Annotated in this window: 17 protein-coding genes; 9 read left to right on the forward strand and 8 right to left on the reverse strand. The window is 68.1% G+C overall.

Going from position 1 to position 25278, the window contains the following annotated elements:
• Window positions 1-660: 660 nt before the first annotated feature.
• The 7 genes from JYG37_RS07805 to JYG37_RS07835 all read left to right on the forward strand — a co-directional run bounded on the left by JYG37_RS07805 (window position 661) and on the right by JYG37_RS07835 (window position 9020).
• Entirely contained in the window at window positions 661-1893 is a 1233-nt protein-coding gene (locus JYG37_RS07805; RefSeq protein ID WP_050011418.1) for an aspartate aminotransferase family protein, read from the forward strand.
• Between the two features lie 30 nt (window positions 1894-1923).
• On the forward strand, window positions 1924-2991 hold the full coding sequence (gene aruF, locus JYG37_RS07810) for an arginine/ornithine succinyltransferase subunit alpha (protein WP_050011417.1): 1068 nt from the start codon (window positions 1924-1926) through the stop codon (window positions 2989-2991).
• Window positions 2988-4034 (forward strand): arginine N-succinyltransferase, encoded by a 1047-nt coding sequence (astA, locus tag JYG37_RS07815; RefSeq protein WP_089488287.1) that lies wholly within the window; start codon window positions 2988-2990, stop codon window positions 4032-4034. The genes aruF and astA overlap by 4 nt, the downstream gene beginning before the upstream one ends.
• Before the next feature lie 7 nt (window positions 4035-4041).
• Window positions 4042-5505, forward strand: a complete 1464-nt coding sequence (gene astD, locus JYG37_RS07820; RefSeq protein WP_050011415.1) for a succinylglutamate-semialdehyde dehydrogenase — start codon at window positions 4042-4044, stop codon at window positions 5503-5505.
• 14 nt (window positions 5506-5519) lie between these two features.
• Window positions 5520-6860 carry an N-succinylarginine dihydrolase gene (gene astB, locus JYG37_RS07825; protein WP_050011414.1) on the forward strand — a complete coding sequence of 447 codons (1341 nt, stop codon included), beginning with the start codon at window positions 5520-5522 and terminating at the stop codon, window positions 6858-6860.
• A gap of 7 nt (window positions 6861-6867) precedes the next feature.
• Window positions 6868-7896 (forward strand): succinylglutamate desuccinylase, encoded by a 1029-nt coding sequence (astE, locus tag JYG37_RS07830; RefSeq protein ID WP_185731843.1) that lies wholly within the window; start codon window positions 6868-6870, stop codon window positions 7894-7896.
• A 329-nt stretch (window positions 7897-8225) separates the two neighbouring features.
• On the forward strand, window positions 8226-9020 hold the full coding sequence (locus JYG37_RS07835) for an ABC transporter substrate-binding protein (RefSeq protein ID WP_050011412.1): 795 nt from the start codon (window positions 8226-8228) through the stop codon (window positions 9018-9020).
• Window positions 9021-9113: 93 nt separating this feature from the next.
• Here JYG37_RS07835 and JYG37_RS07840 read toward each other — a convergent pair whose 3' ends face one another.
• Together JYG37_RS07840 and cdpA are read right to left on the reverse strand one after the other, a co-directional pair.
• The gene (locus tag JYG37_RS07840; RefSeq protein WP_213345990.1) at window positions 9114-10625 is read right to left on the reverse strand and encodes an HDOD domain-containing protein; all 1512 of its coding nucleotides are present in this window, start codon (window positions 10623-10625) and stop codon (window positions 9114-9116) included.
• Window positions 10626-10651: 26 nt separating this feature from the next.
• Window positions 10652-12394: a cyclic di-GMP phosphodiesterase CdpA gene (gene cdpA, locus JYG37_RS07845; RefSeq protein WP_200891613.1), complete on the reverse strand. Its 1743-nt coding sequence runs from the start codon at window positions 12392-12394 to the stop codon at window positions 10652-10654.
• A gap of 278 nt (window positions 12395-12672) precedes the next feature.
• On the opposite strand from cdpA, the gene JYG37_RS07850 reads away from it, so the two are divergent.
• Window positions 12673-13221: a peroxiredoxin gene (locus JYG37_RS07850; protein WP_050011409.1), complete on the forward strand. Its 549-nt coding sequence runs from the start codon at window positions 12673-12675 to the stop codon at window positions 13219-13221.
• Between the two features lie 86 nt (window positions 13222-13307).
• Here JYG37_RS07850 and JYG37_RS07855 read toward each other — a convergent pair whose 3' ends face one another.
• Window positions 13308-13937 (reverse strand): SDR family oxidoreductase, encoded by a 630-nt coding sequence (locus tag JYG37_RS07855; RefSeq protein WP_124556947.1) that lies wholly within the window; start codon window positions 13935-13937, stop codon window positions 13308-13310.
• 312 nt (window positions 13938-14249) lie between these two features.
• Here JYG37_RS07855 and JYG37_RS07860 point away from each other — a divergent pair, with 312 nt between their 5' ends.
• The gene (locus tag JYG37_RS07860) at window positions 14250-15716 is read left to right on the forward strand and encodes an NYN domain-containing protein (protein WP_213345991.1); all 1467 of its coding nucleotides are present in this window, start codon (window positions 14250-14252) and stop codon (window positions 15714-15716) included.
• Window positions 15717-15815: 99 nt separating this feature from the next.
• Here the strand turns inward: JYG37_RS07860 and JYG37_RS07865 are convergent, their stop codons facing one another.
• The 5 genes from JYG37_RS07865 to JYG37_RS07885 form a co-directional block, all read right to left on the reverse strand.
• Window positions 15816-16199, reverse strand: a complete 384-nt coding sequence (locus JYG37_RS07865; RefSeq protein WP_050011373.1) for a VOC family protein — start codon at window positions 16197-16199, stop codon at window positions 15816-15818.
• A 131-nt stretch (window positions 16200-16330) separates the two neighbouring features.
• Window positions 16331-19639, reverse strand: coding sequence for an efflux RND transporter permease subunit (locus JYG37_RS07870; RefSeq protein WP_213345992.1), 3309 nt, complete (start codon window positions 19637-19639; stop codon window positions 16331-16333).
• A gap of 3 nt (window positions 19640-19642) precedes the next feature.
• A complete protein-coding gene (locus tag JYG37_RS07875) occupies window positions 19643-22756 on the reverse strand; it encodes an MdtB/MuxB family multidrug efflux RND transporter permease subunit (protein ID WP_204383741.1) in 3114 nt (1037 codons plus the stop codon).
• A 15-nt stretch (window positions 22757-22771) separates the two neighbouring features.
• Complete coding sequence (locus JYG37_RS07880; RefSeq protein ID WP_050011370.1) at window positions 22772-24145, reverse strand: MdtA/MuxA family multidrug efflux RND transporter periplasmic adaptor subunit; 1374 nt, start codon at window positions 24143-24145, stop codon at window positions 22772-22774.
• Window positions 24146-24400: 255 nt separating this feature from the next.
• A complete protein-coding gene (locus tag JYG37_RS07885) occupies window positions 24401-25225 on the reverse strand; it encodes an IclR family transcriptional regulator (RefSeq protein ID WP_050011369.1) in 825 nt (274 codons plus the stop codon).
• Window positions 25226-25278 lie beyond the last annotated feature (53 nt).

The raw sequence follows: 25278 nt of genomic DNA on the forward strand, positions 1-25278 counted from the left end.
AACTGTCGACTGCCAGGCACTTTTTCTGCTCTCCGCATTTGTATGACCGGATCGTTTGACGATCGATGTCTGCGCGAGACGATGTATTTGTGTCCCCCATTTTTTTCACGGGCAGAGCAGCGTATTCCCGTTTATCGAAAGTAGAGCGAGTGCCTTGCAACGGGCGGAAGATGGCGGCATTGGCCGGGATGGACCTATCGGCCGAGCGAAGCGAGGACGGAGCTAGCGGGCGGTATACCGCTCCGTGGGGCAGGCAGTGGTGTCAGAACCATTGCTCGAACCACTCCGGTTTCGTGACTGGCGCGGACACTTTTGTGCGGACCACTTTGTTGGCGATGGCACCGGGAGGTTATGCGATATCTGAGCGCCTTTCTTTTGGTTACTTTTCTTTGGCAAGACAAAGAAAAGTGACCGCTGCCCCGCGGAGGGGCGACGCTAATGGACCGACACGATCACAGGTGCGTCACGACCCGGGAAGCCGACCCCAGACGAGCGGGAAAAAGCCCCAAAATACCGACACGGCGTAGCCGCCCCGGCCAGCCCGAAAGGGCAAAACCAAAACCTTCCGATAGAACCCGTCGCAATTCCGCAAGACGCTTGCGTCACCCTTCCCTAAACTTGATCCTGTTGAACCCTCTTACGAAACCGAAAGGAACGACCATGACGACCTCGACCGTGACCCGCCAGACATTCGACGAAGTGATGGTGCCGGTATTCTCTCCCGCGCCGTTCGTGCCGGACCGTGCAGAGGGCTCCCGCGTGTGGGACACGGCCGGCCGCGAGTACGTGGATTTCGCGTGCGGCATCGCGGTCACGTCGCTGGGCCACGGCCACCCGGAACTGCTGAAGGTGCTGGACGAACAAGGCCGCAAGCTCTGGCACATCGGCAACGGCTACACGAACGAGCCGGTGCTGCGCCTCGCGAAGCGCCTCGAATCGCTGACCTTCGCCGACCGCGCATTCTTCGCGAACTCGGGCGCGGAAGCGAACGAAGCCGCACTGAAGCTCGCGCGCCGCGTCGCGTTCGACCGCCACGGCGCAGACAAATACGAAATCGTGTCGTTCGTGCAGTCGTTCCACGGCCGCACGTTCTTCACGGTCAGCGTCGGCGGCCAGCCGAAGTACTCGGAAGGCTTCGGCCCGGTGCCGGAAGGCATCAAGCACCTGCCGTTCAACGACATCGAAGCCGCGAAGGCCGCAATCGGCCCGAAAACCTGCGCCGTGATCGTCGAGCCGGTGCAAGGCGAAGGCGGCGTGATCCCCGCCGATCCGGCGTTCCTGAAGGCACTGCGCGAAGCGTGCGACGCCAACGGCGCACTGCTGATCTTCGACGAAGTGCAAACGGGCGTGGGCCGCACCGGCCAGTTCTACGCCTACATGGACACGGGCGTCACGCCGGACATCCTGACGACCGCGAAAGCGCTCGGCAACGGCTTCCCGATCGGCGCGATGCTGACGACGAACGAACTGGCCGCGCACTTCAAGGTCGGCGTGCACGGCACGACGTACGGCGGCAACCCGCTCGCATCGGCGATCGCGGACAAGGTCGTCGAACTGATCGGCGACCCGGCGCTGCTCGAAGGCGTGCGCGAACGCAGCGTGCGCCTGAAGGGCGCACTCGAACGCATCAACGCGCGCTTCGGCATCTTCAAGGACATCCGCGGCAAGGGCCTGCTGGTCGGCGCGGAACTCACCGCCGCATTCGACGGTCGCGCGAAGGATTTCGTCACCGCCGCCGCCGAGAACGGCCTGATCATGCTGATCGCCGGCCCGAACGTGCTGCGCTTCGTTCCGTCGCTGGTGATCCCGTTCGACCTGCTCGACGAAGGCGTGAAGCGCTTCGAGAAGGCGGTCGAACAAGTGCTTGCCGCACAGGAAGCCACCGCGCGCTGATCGGCGCCCCCATCGCAGACAGGAACGACGATGCTATTTGTTCGCCCCGGCAAACTCACGGATCTCGATGCGCTCGCGCACATGGCGCGCACCGCGCAGCCGGTCCTGCACTCGCTGCCGCACGACCGCGCGGCGCTCGAAGCGCGCGTGGCGCTCTCCGAGGATTCGTTTCGCGCGGACGTCGACTTCGCCGGCGAGGAGTTCTACCTCTTCGTGCTCGAGGATTCGACAACCGGCAAGCTGCTCGGCACGGCGAGCATCGTGGCCGCGGCCGGCTACTCGGAACCGTTCTACGCGTTCCGCAACGACGCGCTGATCCACGCGTCGCGCGAGCTGCACGTGAACCGCAAGATCCACGCGCTCACGATGTCGCACGAGCTGACCGGCAAGAGCCGGCTCGCGGGCTTCTACGTCGATCCGTCGCTGCGCGGCGACGCGGCCGCGCACCTGATCTCGCGTGCCCGGATGATGTATATCGCCGCGAACCGCCGCCGCTTCACGCCGGAAGTGTTCACGCTGCTGCTCGGCGTGAGCGACGGCAACGGCGCGTCGCCGTTCTGGGAAGCGGTGGGCCGCAAGTTCTTCGGCCGCGACTTCACCGACGTCGACATCGCATCGGGCGGTCGCAGCCGCACGTTCATCGCGGAAGTGATGCCGGCCTATCCGCTGTACGTGCCGCTGTTGCCGGAAGCCGCTCAGCGCGTGCTCGGCGAGCCGAACGAAACGGCACTGCTCGCGTACGACATCCATCTCGAGGAAGGCTTCGAGCCCGACCGCTTCGTCGACATCTTCGACGCGGGCCCGGTGCTGACCGCGCAGGTCGACCGCACCGCGTGCGTGAAGCAGGCGTCGGAGCGCGTCGTGCGCGAGGCCGCGCATCAGCAGGGCGACGTCGCGTACATGGTGTCGACGGGCAGCGGCGAATCGTTCCGCTGCGTGCTGGTCGACTTGCCGGGCGACACGGCCGATGCGCGGAGCACCGAGGCGCCGCTCGCCGGCGACGTGCGCGCGGCGCTCGATGTGAAGGAAGGCGATGTCGTGCGCTGCGTGCCGCTGCATCGCCGCGACGATGAAGATTTGAAGGGAGACGCAGCATGATCGTCGTTCGGGTCGTACAAACGGGCGACGTCGACGCGCTCGTGTCGCTCGCGCAGGAAACCGGGCCGGGCCTGACCACGTTCAAGCCCGACCGCGACGCGCTGGCCGCGCGCATCGAACGCTCGCGCCGCACGCTCGAAGGCCACGCGGCGCCCGGCGAGGCCGGCTACTTCTTCGTGATGGAAGATTCGAAGACGCGCGACATCGCAGGCGTGTGCGGAATCGAGACGCAGGTCGGCCTCGAACAACCGTTCTACAACTATCGCGTGAGCACGGTCGTGCATGCGAGCCAGGAGCTCGGCGTGTGGACGCGGATGTCCGCGCTGAACATCTCGCACGACCTGACGGGCTACGCGGAAGTGTGCTCGCTGTTCCTGAGCCCGCGCTATCGCACGGGCGGCGTCGGCGGCCTGCTGTCGCGCTCGCGCTTCATGTTCATCGCGCAGTTCCGCGACCGCTTTCCGGAACGCATCTGCGCGGAACTGCGCGGCCACTTCGACGAGGACGGCACGTCGCCATTCTGGCGCGCGGTCGGTTCGCACTTCTACCAGATCGATTTCAACGCGGCCGATTACCTGAGCTCGCACGGCCGCAAGTCGTTCCTCGCGGAACTGATGCCGCGCTACCCGGTGTACGTCGACCTGCTGCCGCAGGACGCGCAGGACGCGGTCGGCCTCACGCATCGCGACACGCTGCCGGCCCGCAAGATGCTCGAAGCGGAAGGGCTGCGCTACCAGAATCACGTCGACATCTTCGACGCGGGCCCGGTGCTCGAATGCCATGTGAACGACCTGCGCACGGTGCGCGAGAGCGTCGTCGTGCCGGTTGCGATCGGTGTGCCCGACGCGCGGGACGACGCGCGGGGCGGCCATCCGCCGAAGTCGCTCGTGTCGAACACGTCGCTCGGCGATTTCCGCGTCGGCGTCGCGCCGGGCGTGGTTGAGAACGGCGCGTTCGTGTTGTCGGCCGACGATGCCGCCGCGCTCGACGTGAAGGCCGGCGATCCGGTCCGCGTGCTGCCGCTCAAAGTCAAACAGGGATAAACGAATCATGACGGAACTCTTCATCGACGGCGCCTGGGTCGCAGGCTCGGGCCCCGTCTTCGCGTCGCGCAACCCGGGTACCGATGAAATCGCATGGCAGGGCGGCAGCGCATCGGCGGCGGACGTCGACCGTGCGGTCGCGAGCGCACGCCGCGCATTCGCCGGCTGGTCGGCGCTTGACTTCGAAGCGCGCTGCGAAATCGTCAAGCGCTTTGCCGCGTTGCTCACCGAACGCAAGGAAGCGATCGCGACCGCGATCGGCCGCGAGACCGGCAAGCCGCTGTGGGAAGCGCGCACCGAAGTCGCGGCGATGGCCGCGAAGGTCGGCATCTCGATCCAGGCCTATCAGGAACGCACCGGCGAGAAGCGCCAGGACATGGCCGACGGCGTCGCGGTGCTGCGTCACCGCCCGCACGGCGTCGTCGCGGTGTTCGGCCCGTACAACTTCCCCGGCCACTTGCCGAACGGTCATATCGTGCCGGCGCTGATCGCCGGCAACACCGTGGTGTTCAAGCCGTCGGAGCTTGCCCCGGGCGTCGCGCGCGCGACGGTCGACGTGTGGCGCGAAGCCGGGCTGCCGGCCGGCGTGCTGAATCTCGTGCAGGGCGAGAAGGACACCGGCATCGCGCTCGCGAATCACCGCCAGATCGACGGGCTGTTCTTCACCGGCAGCTCGGATACCGGCACGCTGCTGCACAAGCAGTTCGGCGGCCGTCCGGAAATCGTGCTCGCGCTCGAGATGGGCGGCAACAACCCGCTCGTGATCGGCGAGGTCGAGGACATCGACGCCGCCGTGCATCACACGATCCAGTCGGCGTTCCTGTCGGCCGGCCAGCGCTGCACGTGCGCACGCCGCATCTTCGTGCCGCAGGGCGCGTTCGGCGATCGCTTCCTCGCACGCTTTGCCGACGTCACGTCGAAGATCACGGCCGACGTGTTCGACGCCGATCCGCAGCCGTTCATGGGCGCGGTGATCTCGGCGCGCGCGGCCGCGAAGCTGGTCGATGCGCAGGCGCGCCTGGTCGAGCAGGGCGCGAAGCCGATCATCGCGATGACGCAGCGCGATCCGCGCCTGGGTTTCGTGAACGCGTCGATCATCGACGTGACGGGTGTCGCGAACCTGCCCGACGAAGAACATTTCGGCCCGCTCGCGCAGATCGTCCGCTACGCGACGTTCGACGAAGCGATCGAGCGCGCGAACGACACGGCGTTCGGCCTGTCCGCGGGCTTGCTGGCCGATGACGCCAACGCATGGGATCACTTCCGCCGCACGATCCGCGCCGGGATCGTCAACTGGAACCGCCCGACCAACGGCGCATCGTCGGCCGCGCCGTTCGGTGGCACCGGCCGCTCGGGCAACCATCGGCCGAGCGCGTACTACGCGGCCGACTATTGCGCGTACCCGATGGCGTCGGTGGAAAGCACGCAACTGACTTTGCCCGCGAGCCTGTCGCCGGGCCTGCATTTCTGATCGAGGGAGCGACGATGAACGCACAAGAAGCCAATTTCGACGGGCTCGTCGGCCCGACCCACAACTACGCCGGGCTGTCGTTCGGCAACGTGGCGTCGCTGAACAACGAGAAGTCGGCCGCGAACCCGAAGGCCGCCGCGAAGCAGGGGCTGCGCAAGATGAAGCAGCTCGCGGACCTCGGTTTCGCGCAAGGCGTGCTGCCGCCGCAGGAGCGGCCGTCGCTGCGCCTGTTGCGCGAGCTCGGCTTCTCCGGCAAAGACGCGGACGTGATCGCGAAGGCGGCGAAGCAGGCGCCCGAACTGCTCGCCGCGGCGAGCTCGGCGTCGGCGATGTGGACCGCGAACGCGGCCACCGTCAGCCCGTCGGCCGACACGAGCGACGGCCGCGTGCATTTCACGCCGGCGAACCTGTGCAGCAAGCTGCATCGCGCGATCGAGCACGAAGCGACGCGCCGCACGCTGTCGACGCTGTTCGCGGACCCCACGCACTTCGCGGTGCACGAAGCATTGACGGGCACGCCGGCGCTCGGCGACGAAGGCGCGGCGAACCACACGCGCTTCTGCGCGGAATACGGCAAGCCGGGCGTCGAATTCTTCGTGTACGGCCGCGCCGAATACCGCCGCGGCCCCGAGCCGAAGCGCTTCCCGGCACGGCAGACCTTCGAGGCGAGCCGCGCAGTCGCGCATCGCCACGGGCTCGCCGAGGAAGCGACGGTCTACGCGCAACAGGATCCGGACGTGATCGACGCGGGCGTGTTCCACAACGACGTGATCTCGGTCGGCAACCGCGACACGCTGTTCACGCACGAACGCGCGTTCGTCAACAAGCAGGCGATCTACGACACGCTGACCGCCGCGCTCGACGCACGCGGGGCGCGCCTGAACGTGATCGAGGTGCCCGACGCAGCGGTGAGCGTGAACGATGCGGTCACGTCGTATCTGTTCAACAGCCAGCTGCTGTCGCGCGCGGACGGCTCGCAGGTGCTCGTCGTGCCGCAGGAATGCCGCGAGAACGCGAGGGTCGCCGCCTATCTCGATCAACTGGCTGCCGGCAACGGCCCGATTCACGACGTGCTCGTGTTCGACCTGCGCGAAAGCATGAAGAACGGCGGCGGCCCCGCGTGCCTGCGTCTGCGCGTCGTGCTGACCGAAGCCGAGCGCGCGGCCGTCACGTCGAACGTGTGGATCAACGACACGCTGTTCGCGTCGCTCGACGCGTGGATCGACACGCACTATCGCGATCGCCTCGCCCCGGAAGACCTCGCCGATCCGGCGCTGCTCGACGAATCGCGCACGGCGCTCGATGAGCTCACGCAGATCCTGCGCGTCGGTTCGCTGTATGACTTCCAGCGCTGAGGCACGGATGCCGGCCGCCGCGCTGCTCGACGACTTCCTCGCGTTCACGTTGGCCGGTGGCGCGCCGGCCGAACGGGACGGCGCGTGCGCGGGCGGCGCGGTGCGCTGGCGCTGGCTCGGCGACGGGCTGCTCGCGTTCGAACCGGCAGCCGCCGACACGGCGGCGCGCGCGAGCGTGCTCGTGTCGGCCGGCGTGCACGGCGACGAGACGGCGCCGATCGAGCTGCTGTCGATGCTGGTGCGCGATCTCGCGGCGGGCGCGCTGCCGCTCGCGTGCCGGCTGCTGGTCGTGCTCGGCAACGTGCCGGCGATGCGTGCGGGCGAACGCTATCTCGACGACGACCTGAACCGCCTGTTCAGCGGCCGTCACGCGCAGGTGAGCGCGAGCCGCGAAGCGCCGCGCGCCGCGCAGCTCGAGGCGGCGGCCGCCGCATTCTTCGCGGCCGCGCCGGCAGGCAGCGCGCGCTGGCACATCGACATGCACACGGCGATTCGCGCATCGGTCTTCGAGCAATTCGCGCTGCTGCCGCATACGGGCACGCCGCCGACGCGCGCGATGGTCGAATGGCTCGGCGATGCACGCATCGCGGCCGTGCTGCTGCATACCGCGAAGGGCAACACGTATTCGCATTTCACGGCTGAGCAGTGCGGCGCGCTCGCGTGCACGCTGGAACTCGGCAAGGTGCGGCCGTTCGGCCAGAACGACCTGACGCGCTTCGCGCCGGCCGACCGCGCGGTGCGCAAGCTTGTGTCGGGTGAGCGGCGTGACGTCGACGCCTCATTGCCGCGGGTGTTCACGGTGATCGATCAGATCACCAAGCAGAGCGATGCGCTGGAGCTGTTCGTCGCGGCCGACGTCGCGAACTTCACCGCGTTCGCGCGCGGCACGGTGCTCGCGCAGGACGGCGACTACCGCTATACGGTGAAGCACGACGAGGAACGCATCGTATTTCCGAACCCGACCGTGAAGCCGGGTTTGCGCGCGGGCCTGCTCGTCGTCGATACGACGCGCGACACGCTGGCGGCGCTCGTCTGATCGACGTGCAATCGTGCGGACCGCGCATCGTCCGGCAGTCGATTCATTTTTTGCGATGACGCCCGCCCGCTGCGCGGACGGCGCGCTTGCATATTTGCGACACCGTCTTGCAAGTTCGACGGGTCGCGCGGCGGCCGCCGTGCGCGCAGCGCAGCATCGCGCACCGGCGGCCGCTTTGCCGTATCGGGCCGCGCGGATTGGTACAATCGCGGCCTTGCGGCTGTTGCGCCGCATCACGGCGCCGCGTGGGCATTGTCGGTGGCATTCGACCCTGCAATGATGCATGCGTCCGTCGTTCCGGAACATTCGAGTATCGAGGAGAACACCTGATGAAGTTGGATTGGCGTAAAGTGGCCGCGCACGCGGTGGTAGCGGCATCGGCGGTGGCGGCAGGCAGCGCGTTTGCCGCGGATCTGAAGGAGATCCGGTTCGGCGTCGAGGCCTCGTACGCACCGTTCGAATACAAGACGCCCGACGGCAAGCTGACCGGCTTCGACATCGACATCGGCAACGCGGTGTGCGCGAAGCTGAAGACGAAGTGCGTGTGGGTCGAGAACGACTTCGACGGCCTGATCCCGGCGCTGCAGGCGCGCAAGTTCGACGCGATCAACTCGGACATGACGATCACCGACCAGCGCAAGCATGCGATCGCGTTCACCGATCCGATCTACACGATTCCGAACCAGCTGATCGCGAAGCAGGGCAGCGGCCTGCTGCCGACCCCGCAATCGCTGAAGGGCAAGCGCGTCGGCGTGCTGCAGGGCACGATCCAGGAAGCGTACGCGAAGAAGAAGTGGGCGCCGGCCGGCGTTGATGTCGTGCCGTATCAGACGCAGGATCTGGCGTATGCCGACCTGAAGTCGGGCCGTCTCGACGCGACGTTCCAGGATTCGGAAGCGGGCTCGAAGGGCTTCCTGACGAAGCCGCAAGGCCAGGGCTTCGCGTTCGCGGGCGGTACGGTCAGCGACGCCGAGATCCTCGGCTCGGGCGTCGGCTTCGGCCTGCGCAAGAACGACGCGGCGCTGAAGACCGCGCTCGATCAGGCGCTGAAGGACCTGAAGGCCGACGGCACGATCGACAACCTCGCGAAGAAGTACTTCAGCGTGCCTGTCACGCTCAAGTAAGCGCCTCGCTCGATCGCACGATGGTAAAAAACCGGCTGCTGATGCGGCCGGTTTGCTTTTGGGGAGCGAAAACGACGGGAGGCTGGCCCGCCGTCAGCCGGGCTGCGCGGCGAAGAACCGTCCCAGCTCGCGCGCGAGTTCGTTGAGCACGGCCATCTCCTGCTGCGAGATCTTGCGCGCGGGTTGCGCGCCGGCCCAGTCGCCGTACAGCAGCGCGACGCTCGTCGTGCCGACGCGCACGGGCAGCAGCACGAACGCACGCGCGTCGTCGAACGCGTCGAGATACCACGCGGGCAGGCGCTTCGTCATCTTCGGGTCCTGCGCCTGCTCGATGAAGATGCCGACCGAGTTCGAGATCGCGAGATGAAACACGTCCGGCTCGAAGCGTTCGTCGAAATGCAGCCGGTCGAGCGCCGTATCGACGCCGGGGCCGAAGCCCAGGCGCGCGGCGAAGGTGCCGTCGTCGTGCCGCACGAACATCACGGTGCGCGTGAACGCGAGGCCGGCCAGCAGGCTTTCCGACGCGAGCGCGAGCACCGGCGTCAGCACGTGCTCGGACGGCAGCGCGCGCAAGTCCGCGAGGCCGGCTTCGAGGCAGGCCTCGGGCGCGGCCTGCGCGCGCGCGATCGCATCGGCGTTCGCGCGCAGCTCGACGATCTCGCGCATCATGGTGTCGCTCGCTTCCTCGCGCGCGAGCCGATCGGCGATCTCGACGAGCGCGTCGGCCTCCATGTCGAGCTCGGCGCCGTAGTGCTGCGCGAGCGCCGCGATGCGCGCGTCGCGCTGCGGGTTCGCGGGCATGACGAGCGCGCCGGCGACGTCGGTCGAGCAGCGGCTCACCGCGCGCAGCCAGCGGATGCGATCGGCCGAGCCGTCGTCGGCAGCCGGGCCCGCGTGGCGGGCGTCACCGTCTTCGTTGTCGAACGCGTCGGCGCGGGTGGCGCGATCGTCGTCGGCCATCCCGCCGCAGATCACGTCGGGCAGCCTCCAGCGCGCGGCCGCTTCGACGCCGATCTCGTCGAAGCCGACGCCGAGCACGTCGACGCAGGCGGCCGCTTCGTCGCCGTTCAGCTCGGCCGCGCGGCGGCGGATGCGGTCCCATTCGCTGTCGAGATAGCAGACCACCAGCAGTTTGCCGACCTGGCGCATCAGTGTGCAGACGATGGCTTCCTCGCCGCCGCGCAGTTCGGCGTGCTCGGTGAGCTTGCGCGCGACGCAGCCGGACAGCAGCGCACGGTTCAGCTCAAGCTTCGCGTCGATGCGTCGCGGCGTGCTCTGATGGAAGTGGTCGACGAGCTTCAACCCGACCACGAGATGGCCGACGGCGTCCATGCCGAGCACCATCAGCGCGCGGGTCACGGTGGTGATGTTACCGCCGAACGCCATGTACATCGCGGAGTTCGCGAGCCGCAGCACTTTCTGCGTGAGCGCGAAGTCCGACAGCACGACGCGCACGAGCGCGGTGAAGTCGAGGTCGTCGTTCTTCATCGCGGCCATCGTCGCGCGCAGCGATTCCGACAGCAGCGGGAAATCGCCCCGCTCGTTCATCCGGGCCCACAGCTTGTCGAGCAGCGCGGTGCGGGGCAGGTATTCGGTGGTTGACATACGGATCTTTCGGTTCGCCGCGCGCGTCAGGCGGCGGCGTGCAGGTGCAGCTGCTGCGCCTCGAAGCGCCGCGCGAGCTCCTCGGACGGCAGCGCCTGGCAGACGAGCCAGCCCTGGATGTGATTGCAGCCCATCTCCGTCAGCAGCTCGCGCTGCGCCTCGGTCTCGACGCCTTCGGCGACGAGCTCGAGATCCAGTGTTTGCGCGAGGCCGACCACCGCCGACACGATCGCGCGGTCGTTGCGCGACGTCAGCAGGTTTTCGACGAAACTGCGGTCGATCTTCAGCTTCGCGAGCGGGAAGCGCTGCAGATAGGCCAGGCTCGAATAGCCGGTGCCGAAATCGTCGATCGCGAAGCGGATGCCGAGACCGGTCAGCTCCTCGAGCAGCATTTTCGCGTGCGCGGGATCGTGCATCAGCAGGCTTTCGGTGATTTCGAGCACGATGCGGCGCGGGTCGATGCCGGTCAGCGCGATCGCCTCGCGCACGCTCTGCGTGAAGCGCGGGTCGCGGAACTGCTGCGGCGACACGTTGACCGCCACGTATTGGAGCGCGAGGCCCTGGCCGTCCCACGCGACGAGCTGCATGCACGCGGCCTTGAGCACCCAGTTGCCGAGGTAGTTGATCAGGCCGATCGATTCGGCGAGCGGGATGAAGGTGGCCGGCGGCACGAGGCCATGCACCGGATGGCGCCAGCGGATCAGCGCCTCGACGCCGACCACCGCGCCCGACTGGCTGCGCGTGATCGGCTGGAAATGCAGCGAAAACTCGCCGTTGCGCACGCCGTCGTACAGGTCGGCTTCGAGCTTGAGCCGTTCGGCGTCGGCCGGATCGTCGACGGGCGCATGGAACGCGAGCGCGTTGCCGCCCGATGCCTTCGCCTGGGAGAGCGCGTGGTCGGCGCGGCGCAGCAGCGGGCTGTGATGCTGCGCGCGATGCGGCGCGGCGCGTTCGTCCGGATAGAGCGCGATGCCGATGCTCGCGGACAGGTGCACGGTCTGCCCCTGGAACACGTAGGGCTCGCGCACCGCGGCCTGCAGCCGGCGCGCGAGCGAATCGGCAGCATGGCTCGCCTGCGTGCGGTCCGGTGCGCCCAGCACGACCGCGAACTTGTCGCTCGCGACGCGCGCGAGCTGCTCGTCCGGCGTGACGAGCGCCTTCAGCCGCTGCGCGGTCTCGCGCAGCAGCATGTCGCCCGCGTCGTAGCCGAGCGCGCGGTTGATCCGCTGGTAGTCGTCGAGGTCGAGCAGCAACAGCGCCGCGCAGGTGCCGTCCTCGTCGGCGGTCTGCTGCGCGCGCATCAGCGCCGGCACGAGCGCGGACAGGTTGTCGAGCCCCGTCATCGGGTCGTGGTGCATTTCGTAGGTCAGACGCGCCTCGAGCGCGCGCCACGACGACACGTCGAACGCCGCGATCGCGAAGCCGTCGACGCCGTGGTGGCGGCTCTTGAACGCGCGGACCTCGACGTCCAGCGGGTAGGTGAGCGACTTGACGATGCACATCGTCGCCTTCTCGACCTGGCCCGACCGCGCGGCGCGAGCGAGCAGGCCTTCGAGCGCCGCGGTATCCTGTTCGGCGATCAGGTCGCGCAGCGTCAGCGTATGCAGGTAGTCGCGGTGGTAGCCGATGAAGCGCAGGCTCGCGTCGGACACGTACAGAAAGCGCAACTCGCGGTCGACGTGGGCGAGGAAATCCACCGTGCCGACCGTCTGTTCCAGCCAGTTGCGCACGGAGTCGTCGCGTCGCGGCGCGACCGCGCGCGCGGGCATCAGCGCGCCGCCCGACCGAGCGAAGCGGCGCAGCGTATGCAAGGCGCTGCGCCAGGAGCCCTTGCGTGACGTCTGTTTCCTGTTGGCTTCCATGTTTCTCGCTGACGTGAAGGGCTGGAACCGGTTGTCCGGAAGGAATAACGGCAGACTGTGCGAAATCTTTAACGGACCGGCCCCAGGCGGCGCTGCCGCCGGCCGGATCTTCCACACGGATGTTCGGCAGGCGAACGCCCGCGTGGCCTGTATCGAGGCCGACTTTATAAGAAATGAGGACGCAGATGAAGCGAAAACTGTTGCTGGGCGCCATGGCGGCGCTGGTGGCCGGCCATGCGCTCGTGGCGCAGGCGGAACTGAAGCCGGGCGCGGCCGCGCCTAATTTCACGACGCAGGCGTCGCTGGGCGGCAAGACCTACACGTACGCGCTCGCGGACGCGCTGAAGCAGGGGCCGGTCGTGCTGTATTTCTATCCGGCGGCGTTCACGAAGGGCTGCACGATCGAGGCGCATGCGTTCGCGGACGCGGTCGACCGTTACAAGGCTTACGGCGCGACGGTGATCGGCGTGTCGGCCGACAACATCGACACGCTGACGAAGTTCTCGGTGAGCGAGTGCCGCAGCAAGTTCCCGGTGGCGGCCGACCCGGATGCGAAGATCATCCGCGAGTACGACGCGAAGCTGCCGGCGCTCGACCGGGCGAACCGCGTGTCCTACGTGATTTCGCCGGAAGGGAAGATTCTCTACGAATACACGAGCCTGTCGCCCGACAAGCACGTCGAGAACACGCTCGCCGCCGTGAAGGCGTGGGCCGACGCGCATCCGAAGCAGTAAAACGGCTGGCCCGCGCGTGAAAACGGCCCGTCGTGCGGGCCGCGGGCACGGGAACGCGCCGCCTCCCGGCGGCGCACAGCGGGCCGTTATGCGCGCAGCGCCTGTTCGATCGGCACGCTGCCGCCGACGAAGCCGACGACCTTGCGCGAGATGCCGAGCTTGATCGCCTCGATCGCGGCCCATGCCACATCCTGGCGTGACACGGGCGGCGCGGGCTCGAGCCACGTGTCGGTCAGCGCGATCTTGCCGACGCCCGGATCGTCCGTCAGCGGGCCCGGGCGCAGGATCACGTAGTCGACGCCCGACGCGATCACGCGATCGTCGCCTTCGCGCTTCATCCGTGAATAGTGGTGCAGCGCGTCGGGCCCGTGCTCGGGCCGGTAGGCGGACAGCGAGCTGACCACCACGAGCTTCTGCGCGTTGAACGCGAGCGCGTAGTCGGCCGCGCGGGCGACCGCATCGCGGTCGACCTGCTCCTCTTCGGTCGCGCCGTCCGATTCGGCCGAGCCGGCCGCGTAGATCACGTGCGTGATGCCCTGGAAAGCGTGCGAGAAATCGTTCGTCAGATCGGCCTCGACGACCCGTGCGCCCGCCAGCGCATAGCCGTGCCGGCGCACGAGCGCCGTGACCTCGAACTCCGGCTGCTTGAGCAGCAGATCCGCGCAGGCCTGGCCCGTCCGGCCGGTCGCGCCAATCAGCAGTACCTTCGTCGTCATGAAACCGCTCCTTGCTCGATGCGTCATCCGTGCAGATAGGGACGGACGACCGATAACTCAAGTGTAATGTCGAATCGCCCCGACGGTGCGCACGTAATAAGGGGCGTACCGGCATCGGGCGTACCGGCATCGGGCGTACCGGCATCGGGCGTACCGGCTTCGGGCGTACCGGCTTCGGCGTACCGGTGCCGGGTACCGGCGTTCATTCGTTCACACGGATGCGGGAATGACGCGCCGACCGGCTATCATGTGCGCGATGCATTTTTCGCCGCTACGCGTGCATCACGCGTCGGCCCACCGGTTGGAGTACACATGGCATTACCCCTGGACAACGTCAGCATGGCCGTGTTCTGCGACTTCGAGAACGTCGCGCTCGGCGTGCGCGATGCGAAGTACGAGAAATTCGACATCAAGCCCGTGCTGGAGCGCCTGCTGCTGAAGGGCAGCATCGTCGTGAAGAAGGCCTATTGCGACTGGGATCGCTACAAGGGCTTCAAGGCGTCGATGCACGAAGCGAGCTTCGAGCTGATCGAGATTCCGCACGTGCGCCAGTCGGGCAAGAACTCGGCCGACATCCGGCTCGTCGTGGATGCCCTTGACCTCTGCTACACGAAGTCGCACGTCGATACGTTCGTGATCATCAGCGGCGACTCGGATTTTTCGCCGCTCGTGTCGAAGCTGCGCGAGAACGCGAAGAAGGTGATCGGCGTCGGCGTGAAGAAATCGACGTCGGATCTGCTGGTCGCGAACTGCGACGAATTCATCTTCTACGACGATCTGGTGCGCGAGCAGCAGCGTGCGCTCGCGAAGCGCGAACAGCAGCAGCGCGCGGGCAACGGCGGCGCGAAGCGACCGGACGAGCCGTCGCGCAAGCACGACATGGATGCGCGCAAGGCCGAGGCGATCGCGCTGGCGGTCGAGACGTTCGACGCGCTCGCGTCGGAGCGCGACGACGTCGGCAAGATCTGGGCGTCGGTGCTCAAGAGCGCGATCAAGCGTCGCAAGCCGGACTTCAACGAGTCGTACTACGGGTTCCGCGCGTTCGGCAACCTGCTCGACGAGGCGCAGGCGCGCGGCCTGCTCGAAGTGGGGCGCGACGACAAGTCGGGCGCGTTCGTGTCGCGGGCCCGCCAGTCGGCCGCGGCCGAGCACGTCGCGGCGGGCGGTGACGGTGGCGCGGCGCACCACGGCGCGCATCACGGCGCGCGCGCGGCGGAGCCGGCACCGGCCGGCCGCGACGCGCACCGTCGCGGGCAGCGCGCGGAAGCGGTCGTTCACGAAAGCGTGCAGTTCGACGCGGAAGACGCGGAGTTTGCCGAGGTCGCTGATGCGGCGCCGGCCGATACGGCCGACACGCCCGATGTGACCGACGCGCACGACGACGCGAAGGATGGCCGCAAGCGCGCGCGCAAGAGCGCGGCCAAGAAGACCGCCGCGAAGAAGGGCGCGGCCGCGAAGGGCGCCGGTCGCCACGCGGCCGGCAAGCCGGACGCCGCCGTGCAGGGCGATACGACACACGGTGGCGAAGCGCACGTGCCCGGCCGGCATGCGGACGAACCGCATCGCGACGCGGCGCATGACGAGCGGCACGCGGCGGCGGCGGCCGAACCGGCGGCTCGCGCGTCCGACGCTCGGGACGAGGCCGTGCAACCGTCGCACGACGCGGCACTCCCCGAAGCGGCTGCCGAAGCCCCGGCCGCCGCCAAGCCGAAGAAACCGGCCCGCAAGGCGGCGCCGCGCGCGCGTCGTCCGCGCAAGACGACGGCTGCCGCCGAGTAACGGCAGCGGGCGACAGTCGGACAATCGGCCGGGTCTCGTCCGCAACCGGGCGACACCCGCGCCGCGCATGCCGGGCCGGCGCCCCGCCGGCCTGCCGCGCTACCCGTTCAGCACATACGGCTGCGTCATCACTTCGAGGAAGTGGCCGTCCGGATCGTCGAAGTACACGCCGCGTCCGCCGTTGTGGCGGTAGATGTCGCCGGCTTGCCGCTTCGCCGGATCGGCCCAGTGCGGCAACCCGCGTTCGCGAATGCGCGCGAGCACGCGGTCGAAGCCGGCTTCGTCGATCAGGAACGCGTAATGCTGCGACCGGATTTCCCCCGCCTGTTCGTAAAAATCGAGCGACACGCCGTTGTCGAGCGCGACGACCAGCATTGCGCCGAACGGCGTCGGCGGCGGCAATTCCAGCAGTTCGGTGACGAAGCGGCTCGACGCATGCTTGTCGCGGCACCAGACGATCGTGTGATTGAGCTGGACGTTCATGGCGGGTTCCCGGGAAGGCGCGGCGGTGGACATGGACACACGATAGCCGATCGCGGCCGGCAAACAAGTCCGGCAACCGAGCCCGCCAATCAAGCGCAAAAGACGGCTGCCCGAAGGGCAGCCGCTTTCCGTCACTCGCCGGCGACCGCCGGCCCGCCGGTATTGCCGCGGCGGTTGCGGCGCTTCTCGCCCCATACGCGGAACCGGTCCATGTACAGGTAGACGACGGGCGTCGTATAGAGCGTCAGCACCTGCGACATCACCAGGCCGCCGGCGATCGCGATCCCGAGCGGCGCGCGCAGCTCGGCGCCGTCGCCGCTGCCGAACGCGAGCGGCAGCGCGCCGAGCAGCGCCGCCATCGTCGTCATCATGATCGGGCGGAAGCGCAGCAGGCACGCCTCGTGGATCGCGTCGAACGACGACTTCCCGTTGTTGCGCGTCTGGTCGATCGCGAAGTCGACCATCATGATCGCGTTCTTCTTCACGATGCCGATCAGCAGGATCACGCCGATCAGCGCGATGATGCTGAACTCGGTCTTGAACAGCAGCAGCGCGAGCAGCGCGCCGACGCCGGCCGACGGCAGCGTCGACAGGATCGTGATCGGGTGGATGTAGCTCTCGTACAGGATCCCGAGCACGATGTAGACGGCCAGCAGCGCCGCGAGGATCAGGATCGGTTGATCGTTCATCGACTGCTGGAACGCCTGCGCGGTGCCCTGGAAGCTGCCGACGATCGTCGGCGGGACGCCGATCTGCGCCATCGTCTGATAGATGATCTGCGTCGCCTGCGACAGCGACACGCCCGGCGGCAGGTTGAACGAGATCGTCGTCGCGACGAACAGCCCCTGGTGGTTGACCGACAACGGCGTCGTGCTCGGCCCGAACGTCGCGATCGCCGACAGCGGGATCATCGTCGACTTCGACGTCGACACCGACGCGCCCGACGACGCGCTCGACTTGCCGCTCGCCGCGATCGCGTTGAGCGCCTGGTTGCGCGCGGAGTCGGACGCGATCGCCGCGGCGCTCTGCGCGGCCGTGCCGGCGCTCGACGTGCCGGCCGAGGTCGCGACGAAGGTGCCGGCGGCCGCGTTGGTGGTCTGCGAGCCGTTCGCGCTGCCGCCCGACGTGCTGATCCACACCTGGTTGAGCATCTCCGGGCTCTGCCAGTACTTCGGCGCGACTTCCATCACGACGTGGTACTGGTTCAGCGGGTTGTAGATCGTCGAGACCTGGCGCTGGCCGAACGCGTCGTACAGCGTGTTGTCGATCTGCGCGGGCTTGATGCCGAACCGCGCGGCGGTCGCGCGGTCGATCGTCACCATCGCCTCGAGGCCGCCTTGCTGCTGGTCGGAGTTCACGTCGGTCAGCTCGGGGCGCTTCTGCAGCGCTTCGGTCAGGATCGGCCCCCACTTGTACAGGTCGGCGCTCGAATCGCCTAGCAGCGTGAACTGGTACTGCGCGTTGCTCTGCCGGCCGCCGACGCGGATGTCCTGCGCCGCCTGCAGGAACGTGCGCGCGCCCGCCACGTCCGCCAGCCGCGGGCGCAGCTGCTGGATCACCTGGTCGGCCGACAGCTTGCGCTCGGTGCGGTCCTTCAGCGTGACGAACATGAAGCCCGAGTTGGTCTGCGTGCCGCCGGTGAAGCCTGCGACGCTCTTCACGTTCGGGTTGCCCTGCACGATCCGCATCATCTCGGAGAACTTCAGCTTCATCGCCTGGAACGACGTCGACTGGTCGGCCTGGATGCCGCCGATCATCAGCCCGGTGTCCTGCTGCGGGAAAAAGCCCTTCGGCACGACGACGTACAGGTAGAGGTTCAGCCCGATCGTCGCGAACAGCGTCAGCAGGATCAGCAGCGGCCGGCGCAGCGCCCACGACAGCGAACGCTCGTAGCCGCGCTGCATGCGCGCGAAGCCGCGTTCGAGGAAGCGCCCGAAGCGGCCCTCGCTTTGCGGGTCGTGTTGTTCCGGCAGCAGGCGCGCGCACATCATCGGCGTGAGCGTGAGCGACACCGCGAGCGACACGGCGATCGCGAGCGACAGCGTCAGCGCGAACTCGCGGAACAGGCGCCCGACGATCCCGCCCATCAGCAGGATCGGCAGGAACACCGCGACGAGCGAGATGCTCATCGACAGCACCGTGAAGCCGACTTCGCGGGCGCCGTCGAACGCCGCCTGCATCCGCGGCTTGCCGTTCTCGATGTGCCGCGAGATGTTCTCGAGCACGACGATCGCGTCGTCGACGACGAAGCCGGTCGCGACGATCAGCGCCATCAGCGACAGGTTGTCGATCGAGAAGCCGAGCAGGTACATCGCGCCGAACGTGCCGACGATCGAGATCGGCACCGCGACGCTCGGGATCAGCGTCGCGCGCCAGTTGCGCAGGAACAGGAACACGACCATCACGACGAGGCTGATCGCGATCAGCAGCGTGTGCTCGGTGTCCTTCAGCGACGCGCGGATGGTGGTCGAGCGGTCGAGCACCGGCGTGACCGTGATGTCGGCCGGCAGCGACGCGGTGAGCTGGGGCAGCGCCGCGCGCACGCGGTCGAGCGTCTCGATGATGTTCGCGCCGGGCGACCGGTAGATGATCACGAGCACCGCGCGCTTGCCGTTCGACAAACCGAGGTTGCGCAGGTCCTCGACCGAATCGACGACGTCGGACAGGTCGGACAGCCGCACGGCCGAGCCGTTGCGGTACGCGACGACGAGGTCGCGGTATTGCGACGCCTGGGACGCCTGGTCGTTCGTATAGAGCTGGAAGCGCTGCGGGCCGAACTCGATCGCGCCCTTCGGCGCGTTGGCGTTCGCGGAGGCCAGCGCGGCGCGCACGTCCTCGAGGCCGATCCCGTAGTGGAACAGCGACTGCGGTTCGAGCTCGACGCGCACGGCCGGGTTCGCGGAGCCGCTCACGGTGACCTGGCCGATCCCGTCGATCTGCGACAGCGACTGCTGCAGCACCGTCGATGCGGCGTCGTACACCTTCGCCGGCGACGCCGTTTCCGAGGTCAGCGCGACGACCATGATCGGCGAATCGGCCGGGTTGACCTTGCGGTAGGTCGGGTTGCTCTTCAGCGCGGCGGGCAGATCGGCGCGCGCCGCGTTGATCGCGGCCTGCACGTCGCGCGCGGCGCCGTCGATGTCGCGGTTCAGGCCGAACTGCAGGATGATCCGTGCATTGCCGACCGTGCTCGTCGACGTCATTTCGGAGACGTCCGCGATCGAGCCGAGGTGCCGCTCCAGCGGGCTCGTCACGCTGGTCGCGACCGTTTCCGGGCTCGCGCCCGGCAGCGACGCCTGCACCGAGATCGTCGGGAAATCGACCTGCGGCAGCGGCGACACCGGCAGCTTGATGAACGCGAACAGGCCCGCGAGCGCGACGCCGAGCGCGAGCAGCGTCGTCGCGACGGGGCGGGTGATGAAGGGACGCGACAGGTTCATCGCTTACGCATCCGTGCGCGTGCCGGCTTGCGGGCCGTGGCGTTCGAACCAGCCGCGCACGCGGCGCGCGAGCGAGTCGAAGCCGAGATAGATCACGGGCGTCGTAAACAGCGTCAGCACCTGCGACACGATCAGGCCGCCGGCGATCGCGATCCCGAGCGGCTGGCGCAGCTCGGAGCCCGCGCCGGAGCCGACGATCAGCGGCACCGCGCCGAGCAGCGCGGCGAGCGTCGTCATCAGGATCGGCCGGAAGCGCAGCAGGCACGCCTGGTAGATCGCCTCGCGCGGCGGCTTGCCTTCGACGCGTTCGGCCTCGAGCGCGAAGTCGATCATCATGATCGCGTTCTTCTTCACGATGCCGATCAGCAGCACGATGCCGATGATCCCGATGATGTCGAGGTCGTGCCCGGTGATCATCAGCGCGAGCAGCGCGCCGACGCCGGCCGACGGCAGCGTCGACAGGATCGTGATCGGGTGGATGTAGCTCTCGTACAGCACGCCGAGCACGATGTACATCGTGACGACCGCCGCGAGGATCAGGAACAGCTGGTTCGACAGCGACGCCTGGAACGCGAGCGCCGCGCCCTGGAAGCGCGTCTGGAACGAGCCGGGCAGGCCGATGTCCTTCTCGGCGGCCTCGATCGCCTTGACGGCCTCGCCGAGCGACGCGCCCGGCGCGAGGTTGAACGAGATGGTCGTCGACGGGAACTGCGACAGGTGCGCGACCAGCAGCGGCGACGGCCGCTCGTGGAACGACGCGATCGACGACAGCGGCACCTGGCCGCCGCCGGCCGACGGCAGGTAGATGTCGTTCAGCGATTGCGCGTAGTGCTGCTCCTTCGGCTCCGATTCGAGAATCACGCGGTACTGGTTCGACTGCGTGAAGATCGTCGACACGATGCGCTGGCCGAACGCGTCGTACAGCGCGTTGTCGACGGTCGCCGGCGTGATGCCGAAGCGCGCGGCGCTCGCGCGGTCGATCTCGATGTACACCGACTGGCCGTTGCTCTGCAGGTCGGTCGCGACGTCGGCGAGCGACGGCTCCTGCTGCAGCCGCGCGACGAGCTTCGGCACCCAGGTCGCGAATTCTTCCGAGTTCGGGCTCGTCAGCATGAACTGGTACTGCGTCGGGCTGACCGTCGAATCGATCGTCAGATCCTGCACCGGCTGCATGAACAGCGAAATGCCGGTGACGTTCGCGACGCGCTGCTGCAGGTCGCGGATGATCTGCGCGGCGGTTTCGGTGCGTTCGTCGCGTGCCTTCAGGTTGATCAGCATCCGGCCGCTGTTCAGCGTGATGTTGCTGCCGTCGACGCCGATGAACGACGTTAGGCTGTCGATGTTCGGGTCCTTCAGGATTTCGGCCGCGAGCGCCTGCTGGCGTTCGGCCATCGCGCCGTACGAGATCGACTGCGGCGCCTGCGTGATCGCCTGGATCACGCCGGTGTCCTGCGCGGGGAAGAAGCCCTTCGGCACGAACACATAGAGCAGGGCGGTCAGCCCGAGCGTCAGCAGCGCGACGACGAGCGTCGAGCGCTGGCGGTTCAGCACCCATTCGAGCGCGACCGCGTAGCGCGCGATCACCCAGTCGATCGCGCGGTGCACGCGCGCCTCGAAGCGGTGGCTCTCCGGCGGCGGCGAATGGCGCAGCAGCTTCGCGCACAGCATCGGCACGAGCGTGAGCGACACGATCGCCGAGATCACGATCGTCACCGCGAGCGTGATCGCGAATTCGTGGAAGAGGCGGCCGACCACGTCGCCCATGAACAGCAGCGGGATCAGCACCGCGATCAGCGACACCGTCAGCGAGATGATCGTGAAGCCGATCTGCCGCGAACCCTTCAGCGCGGCCTCGAGCCCCGTCTCGCCTTCCTCGACGTAGCGCGCGATGTTCTCGATCATCACGATCGCGTCGTCGACGACGAAGCCGGTCGCGATCGTGAGCGCCATCAGCGACAGGTTGTTCAGCGAGAAGCCGGCCATGTACATCACCGCGAGCGTGCCGATCAGCGACAGCGGCACCGACAGGCTCGGAATGATCGTCGCGTAGACGTTCGCGAGGAACAGGTACATCACCAGCACGACGAGCGCGACCGCGAGCAGCAGCTCGAACTGCACGTCGCGCACGGCCGCGCGGATCATCGTCGTGCGGTCGGTGACGATCTCGACGTCGAGCGCGGCCGGCAGCGTTTCCTGCAGCTTCGGCAACTGCGCCTTGATCGCGTCGACGGTCGCGATCACGTTCGCGCCCGGCTGGCGCTGCACGTTCAGGATGATCGCCGGGTCCGCATTCACCCATGCGCCGAGCTTGGTGTTCTCCGAGCCGGCGACGACCGTCGCGACGTCGGTCAGCATCACCGGGCGGCCGTTCTTGTACGCGACGACCGCGCTGTTGTACTGGTCGGCGCTCGTCAGCTGGTCGTTCGCGTTGATCGTATACGCGCGCGTCGGGCCGTCGAAGTTGCCCTTCGGCGTGTTGACGTTCAGGTTCGAGATCGTCGTGCGCAGGTCGTCGAGGTTCATCCCGTACTGCGCGAGCGCGGTCGGGTTCGCCTGGATCCGCACGGCCGGCCGGTTGCCGCCCGACAGGCTCACGAGGCCGACGCCGGCGATCTGCGAGATCTTCATCGCGAGGCGCGTGTCCGCGAGGTCCTGCACCTGCGTGAGCGGCAGCGTCTTCGACTTGACGGCGAGCGTCAGGACCGGCGCATCGGCCGGGTTCACCTTCGCGTAGATCGGCGGGGCGGGCAGGTCGGACGGCAGCAGGTTGCCGGCCGCGTTGATCGCGGCCTGCACTTCCTGTTCGGCGATGTCGAGCGGCAGGTCGAGCGAGAACTGCAGCGTGATCACCGACGCGCCGGCCGAGCTTTGCGACGACATCTGGTTCAGCGACGGCATCTGCCCGAACTGGCGTTCGAGCGGCGCGGTGACCGACGACGTCATCACCTCCGGGCTCGCGCCCGGATAGAAGGTCTGGACCTGGATCGTTGGATAGTCGACTTCGGGCAGCGCGGCGAGCGGCAGGAAGCGCAGCGCGACGAGACCGGCCAGCATGATCGCCGCCATCAGGAGAGCGGTGCCGACCGGCCGGAGAATGAAGAGGCGGGATGGATTCATCGAGCGGCCCGCGCGTTACTGGGCCGCGGGGGCCGCGGCCTGCGACGCGCCGTGCTTGTGTCCGCCGCGATGACCGGCCGCGCCCGAGGCCGCCGAGGCGCCCGACGCCGCGCCGGCGCCGTGCGCGCCCGACGCGCCTTTCGGCTTGTCGGCCGGAATCGAGATCTTCGCGCCTTCGCGCAGGCGGTCCGAGCCGTCGGTCACCACGCGCTCGCCGAGCGCGACGCCGCTGACGATGCTCGTGCGTTCGCCGTCGACCGGCCCGATCGTGACCTTGCGCACGGTCACCGTATCGTCGGGTTTGACGACGTAGACGAACTGGCCGATCGAGCCCGTCAGCACGGCGGAGGTCGGCACGATCGTCGCGTTGCGCATCACGTCGACGAGCAGCCGCGTGTTCACGAACTGATTCGGGAACAGCATGCCTGCCTTGTTATCGAAATTCGCGCGCAGCTTGACCGTGCCGGTGCTCGTGTCGATCTGGTTGTCGAGCGTCGCGAGCGCGCCCGTCTCGAGCGGCACCGTGTTGTTGCGGTTGTACGCGGTGACCGACAGCTTCTGGCCCGCGTTCACCTGCTTGAGGATTTGCGGCAGGTTGTCTTCCGACGTCGTGAAGATCACGCTCATCGGCTGCAACTGCGTGATCACGACGATGCCGTTGGTATCGCCCGGCGTCACGTAGTTGCCGGGGTCGACCTGGCGCAGGCCGACGCGGCCCGACACCGGCGCCGTGATGCGCGCATACGTGAGATTGAGTTTCGCGGAATCGATCGCGGCCTGGTCGGTCTTCACCGCGCCTTCGTACTGCTTGACGAGGGACGCCTGCGTATCGACGGTTTGCGACGCGATCGAGTCCTGCGACAGCAGCGTCTGGTAGCGCTTCAGGTCGAGGCGGGCGGTCGCGAGCAGCGCCGCGTCGCGCGCATGCGTGCCTTCGGCGTTCTCGAGCGCGACCTGGTACGGACGCGGGTCGATCTGCGCGAGCACGTCGCCCTTCTTGACGAGCTGGCCTTCCTGGAACGACACCGACTGCAGGTAGCCCGACAGCTGCGTCTTCACCGTCACGTTCGCGAGCGGCGTGACCGTGCCGAGCGCGGACAGCACGATCGGCATCTCGCCCTGCGTCGCGGTCGCGACCTGCACCGGCTGCGGCATGTTCGCCATCGCGGCGGGGCCGCCGCGGCCGCGATGGCTGCCCGCGGCGGCGCTGGCGCCCGCGCCTTTCGCGGTGCTGCCTGCCGCCGGCGTGCGGTTCCACGGGTGCCACCACAACAGGCCGCCGATCACGACGACCGCGGCGGTGCCGATCAGCAGCGTGCGGCGCGGGCGCCGGGCGACGGCGGGCGCGGGGTCTTTCGAAGGGGGCGTGGGCTTTTGTTCGTTATCCATCGTGTTCTGTCAGGAAGACGGCGCGGCGGGCCGGAAATCGGGCTGCTCGGCTGCGCGTGGGCGTGCGGGTGACGGGACGGGGCGGCCCGGCTCGGTCCGGGGCCCCGCCGATCCGCGCGGGAAAAGAGCGGTGCGCACCGCGAATGCGGCGCGACGATGGGCATGATCCTACGTGCCGTCCCCGTTACAGTCCAGCGGTCTATCTTTCAACGGGTTACGGTCGTTACACAACGCGACGGCGCGATGACGAAACGGTTACAGGCCGATGCGCCGGGCCGGCGCGCCGCCGATTTCGCGGGTGATTTTCGCGATGCATTCCTGCAGCGCGGGCACCACGTGCTGCTGCAGCCATTCGGGCGGACACTGGTGCGACGCGCCGCCGCAATTCACCGAATAGCGCTGGCCCGACGGGCCGACGAAACCGGCCGCGACCGCATTCAGGCCTTCGCGCCATTCGCCGATCGCGATCGCGTGGCCGTCGCGCATCGCTTCGTCGAGCGCGGGCGTCAGGCGGGCGGATACGTGCGGCCAGTCGTCGCCGGCCGTGGTGCGCAGCGACTCGAGCAGCTGGCGGCGCTCGTCGTCCTCGAGCGCGGCGAGATACGCGCGGCCCACGGCCGTACGCGCGATGTCCATCCGCGAGCCGATCTCGAGGCGCGTGACGAGCACGGCCGAGCGCGGGCGGATCACGTCGATCGCGACCATGTCGAGCCGGTCGCGCACCGCGAGGTGCACGGACAGCGACGTGCGCTCGGCCAGCTCGATCATGAACGGCCGCGAACGCGCGCGGATGTCGAAGTTGCGCAGGAAACCGTGGCTCAGTTCGAGCACCGACGCGGTCAGCACGAAGCGCTCGCTGTCAGGCAACTGGAACAGGAAGCCGGCGCTGACGAGCGTCGCGGTGATGCGCGAGACGGTCGGCTTCGGGATGCCGGTCAATTCGGTCAGTTCGCGGTTGCTGACGGGCGCGTCGGCAGCCGCGATGCGGCGCAGCACGGCGAGGCCGCGGGCAAGGGCGGTGATCTCGTCGGGCGACGATTCACGGTCCCGCGACGCGGGAGAGGTTACAGGTGTCGACACGAGGGATTCTCTCTAATTCCGAAACTCGATTTCAATTTTGTTGGTATTGTAGG

Source organism: Burkholderia sp. LAS2 (genome assembly GCF_018417615.1).
In the GTDB taxonomy this organism is placed as follows: Bacteria; Pseudomonadota; Gammaproteobacteria; order Burkholderiales; family Burkholderiaceae; genus Burkholderia; species Burkholderia sola.

Bases quoted from the DNA above. Each gene is read 5' to 3' on its own strand.
- JYG37_RS07805 (WP_050011418.1), top strand. From the start codon at position 661: ATGACGACCTCGACCGTGACCCGCCAGACATTCGACGAAGTGATGGTG.
- aruF (WP_050011417.1), top strand. From the start codon at position 1,924: ATGCTATTTGTTCGCCCCGGCAAACTCACGGATCTCGATGCGCTCGCG.
- astA (WP_089488287.1), top strand. From the start codon at position 2,988: ATGATCGTCGTTCGGGTCGTACAAACGGGCGACGTCGACGCGCTCGTG.
- astD (WP_050011415.1), top strand. From the start codon at position 4,042: ATGACGGAACTCTTCATCGACGGCGCCTGGGTCGCAGGCTCGGGCCCC.
- astB (WP_050011414.1), top strand. From the start codon at position 5,520: ATGAACGCACAAGAAGCCAATTTCGACGGGCTCGTCGGCCCGACCCAC.
- astE (WP_185731843.1), top strand. From the start codon at position 6,868: ATGCCGGCCGCCGCGCTGCTCGACGACTTCCTCGCGTTCACGTTGGCC.
- JYG37_RS07835 (WP_050011412.1), top strand. From the start codon at position 8,226: ATGAAGTTGGATTGGCGTAAAGTGGCCGCGCACGCGGTGGTAGCGGCA.
- JYG37_RS07840 (WP_213345990.1), bottom strand. From the start codon at position 10,625: ATGTCAACCACCGAATACCTGCCCCGCACCGCGCTGCTCGACAAGCTG.
- cdpA (WP_200891613.1), bottom strand. From the start codon at position 12,394: ATGCCCGCGCGCGCGGTCGCGCCGCGACGCGACGACTCCGTGCGCAAC.
- JYG37_RS07850 (WP_050011409.1), top strand. From the start codon at position 12,673: ATGAAGCGAAAACTGTTGCTGGGCGCCATGGCGGCGCTGGTGGCCGGC.
- JYG37_RS07855 (WP_124556947.1), bottom strand. From the start codon at position 13,937: ATGACGACGAAGGTACTGCTGATTGGCGCGACCGGCCGGACGGGCCAG.
- JYG37_RS07860 (WP_213345991.1), top strand. From the start codon at position 14,250: ATGGCATTACCCCTGGACAACGTCAGCATGGCCGTGTTCTGCGACTTC.
- JYG37_RS07865 (WP_050011373.1), bottom strand. From the start codon at position 16,199: ATGAACGTCCAGCTCAATCACACGATCGTCTGGTGCCGCGACAAGCAT.
- JYG37_RS07870 (WP_213345992.1), bottom strand. From the start codon at position 19,639: ATGAACCTGTCGCGTCCCTTCATCACCCGCCCCGTCGCGACGACGCTG.
- JYG37_RS07875 (WP_204383741.1), bottom strand. From the start codon at position 22,756: ATGAATCCATCCCGCCTCTTCATTCTCCGGCCGGTCGGCACCGCTCTC.
- JYG37_RS07880 (WP_050011370.1), bottom strand. From the start codon at position 24,145: ATGGATAACGAACAAAAGCCCACGCCCCCTTCGAAAGACCCCGCGCCC.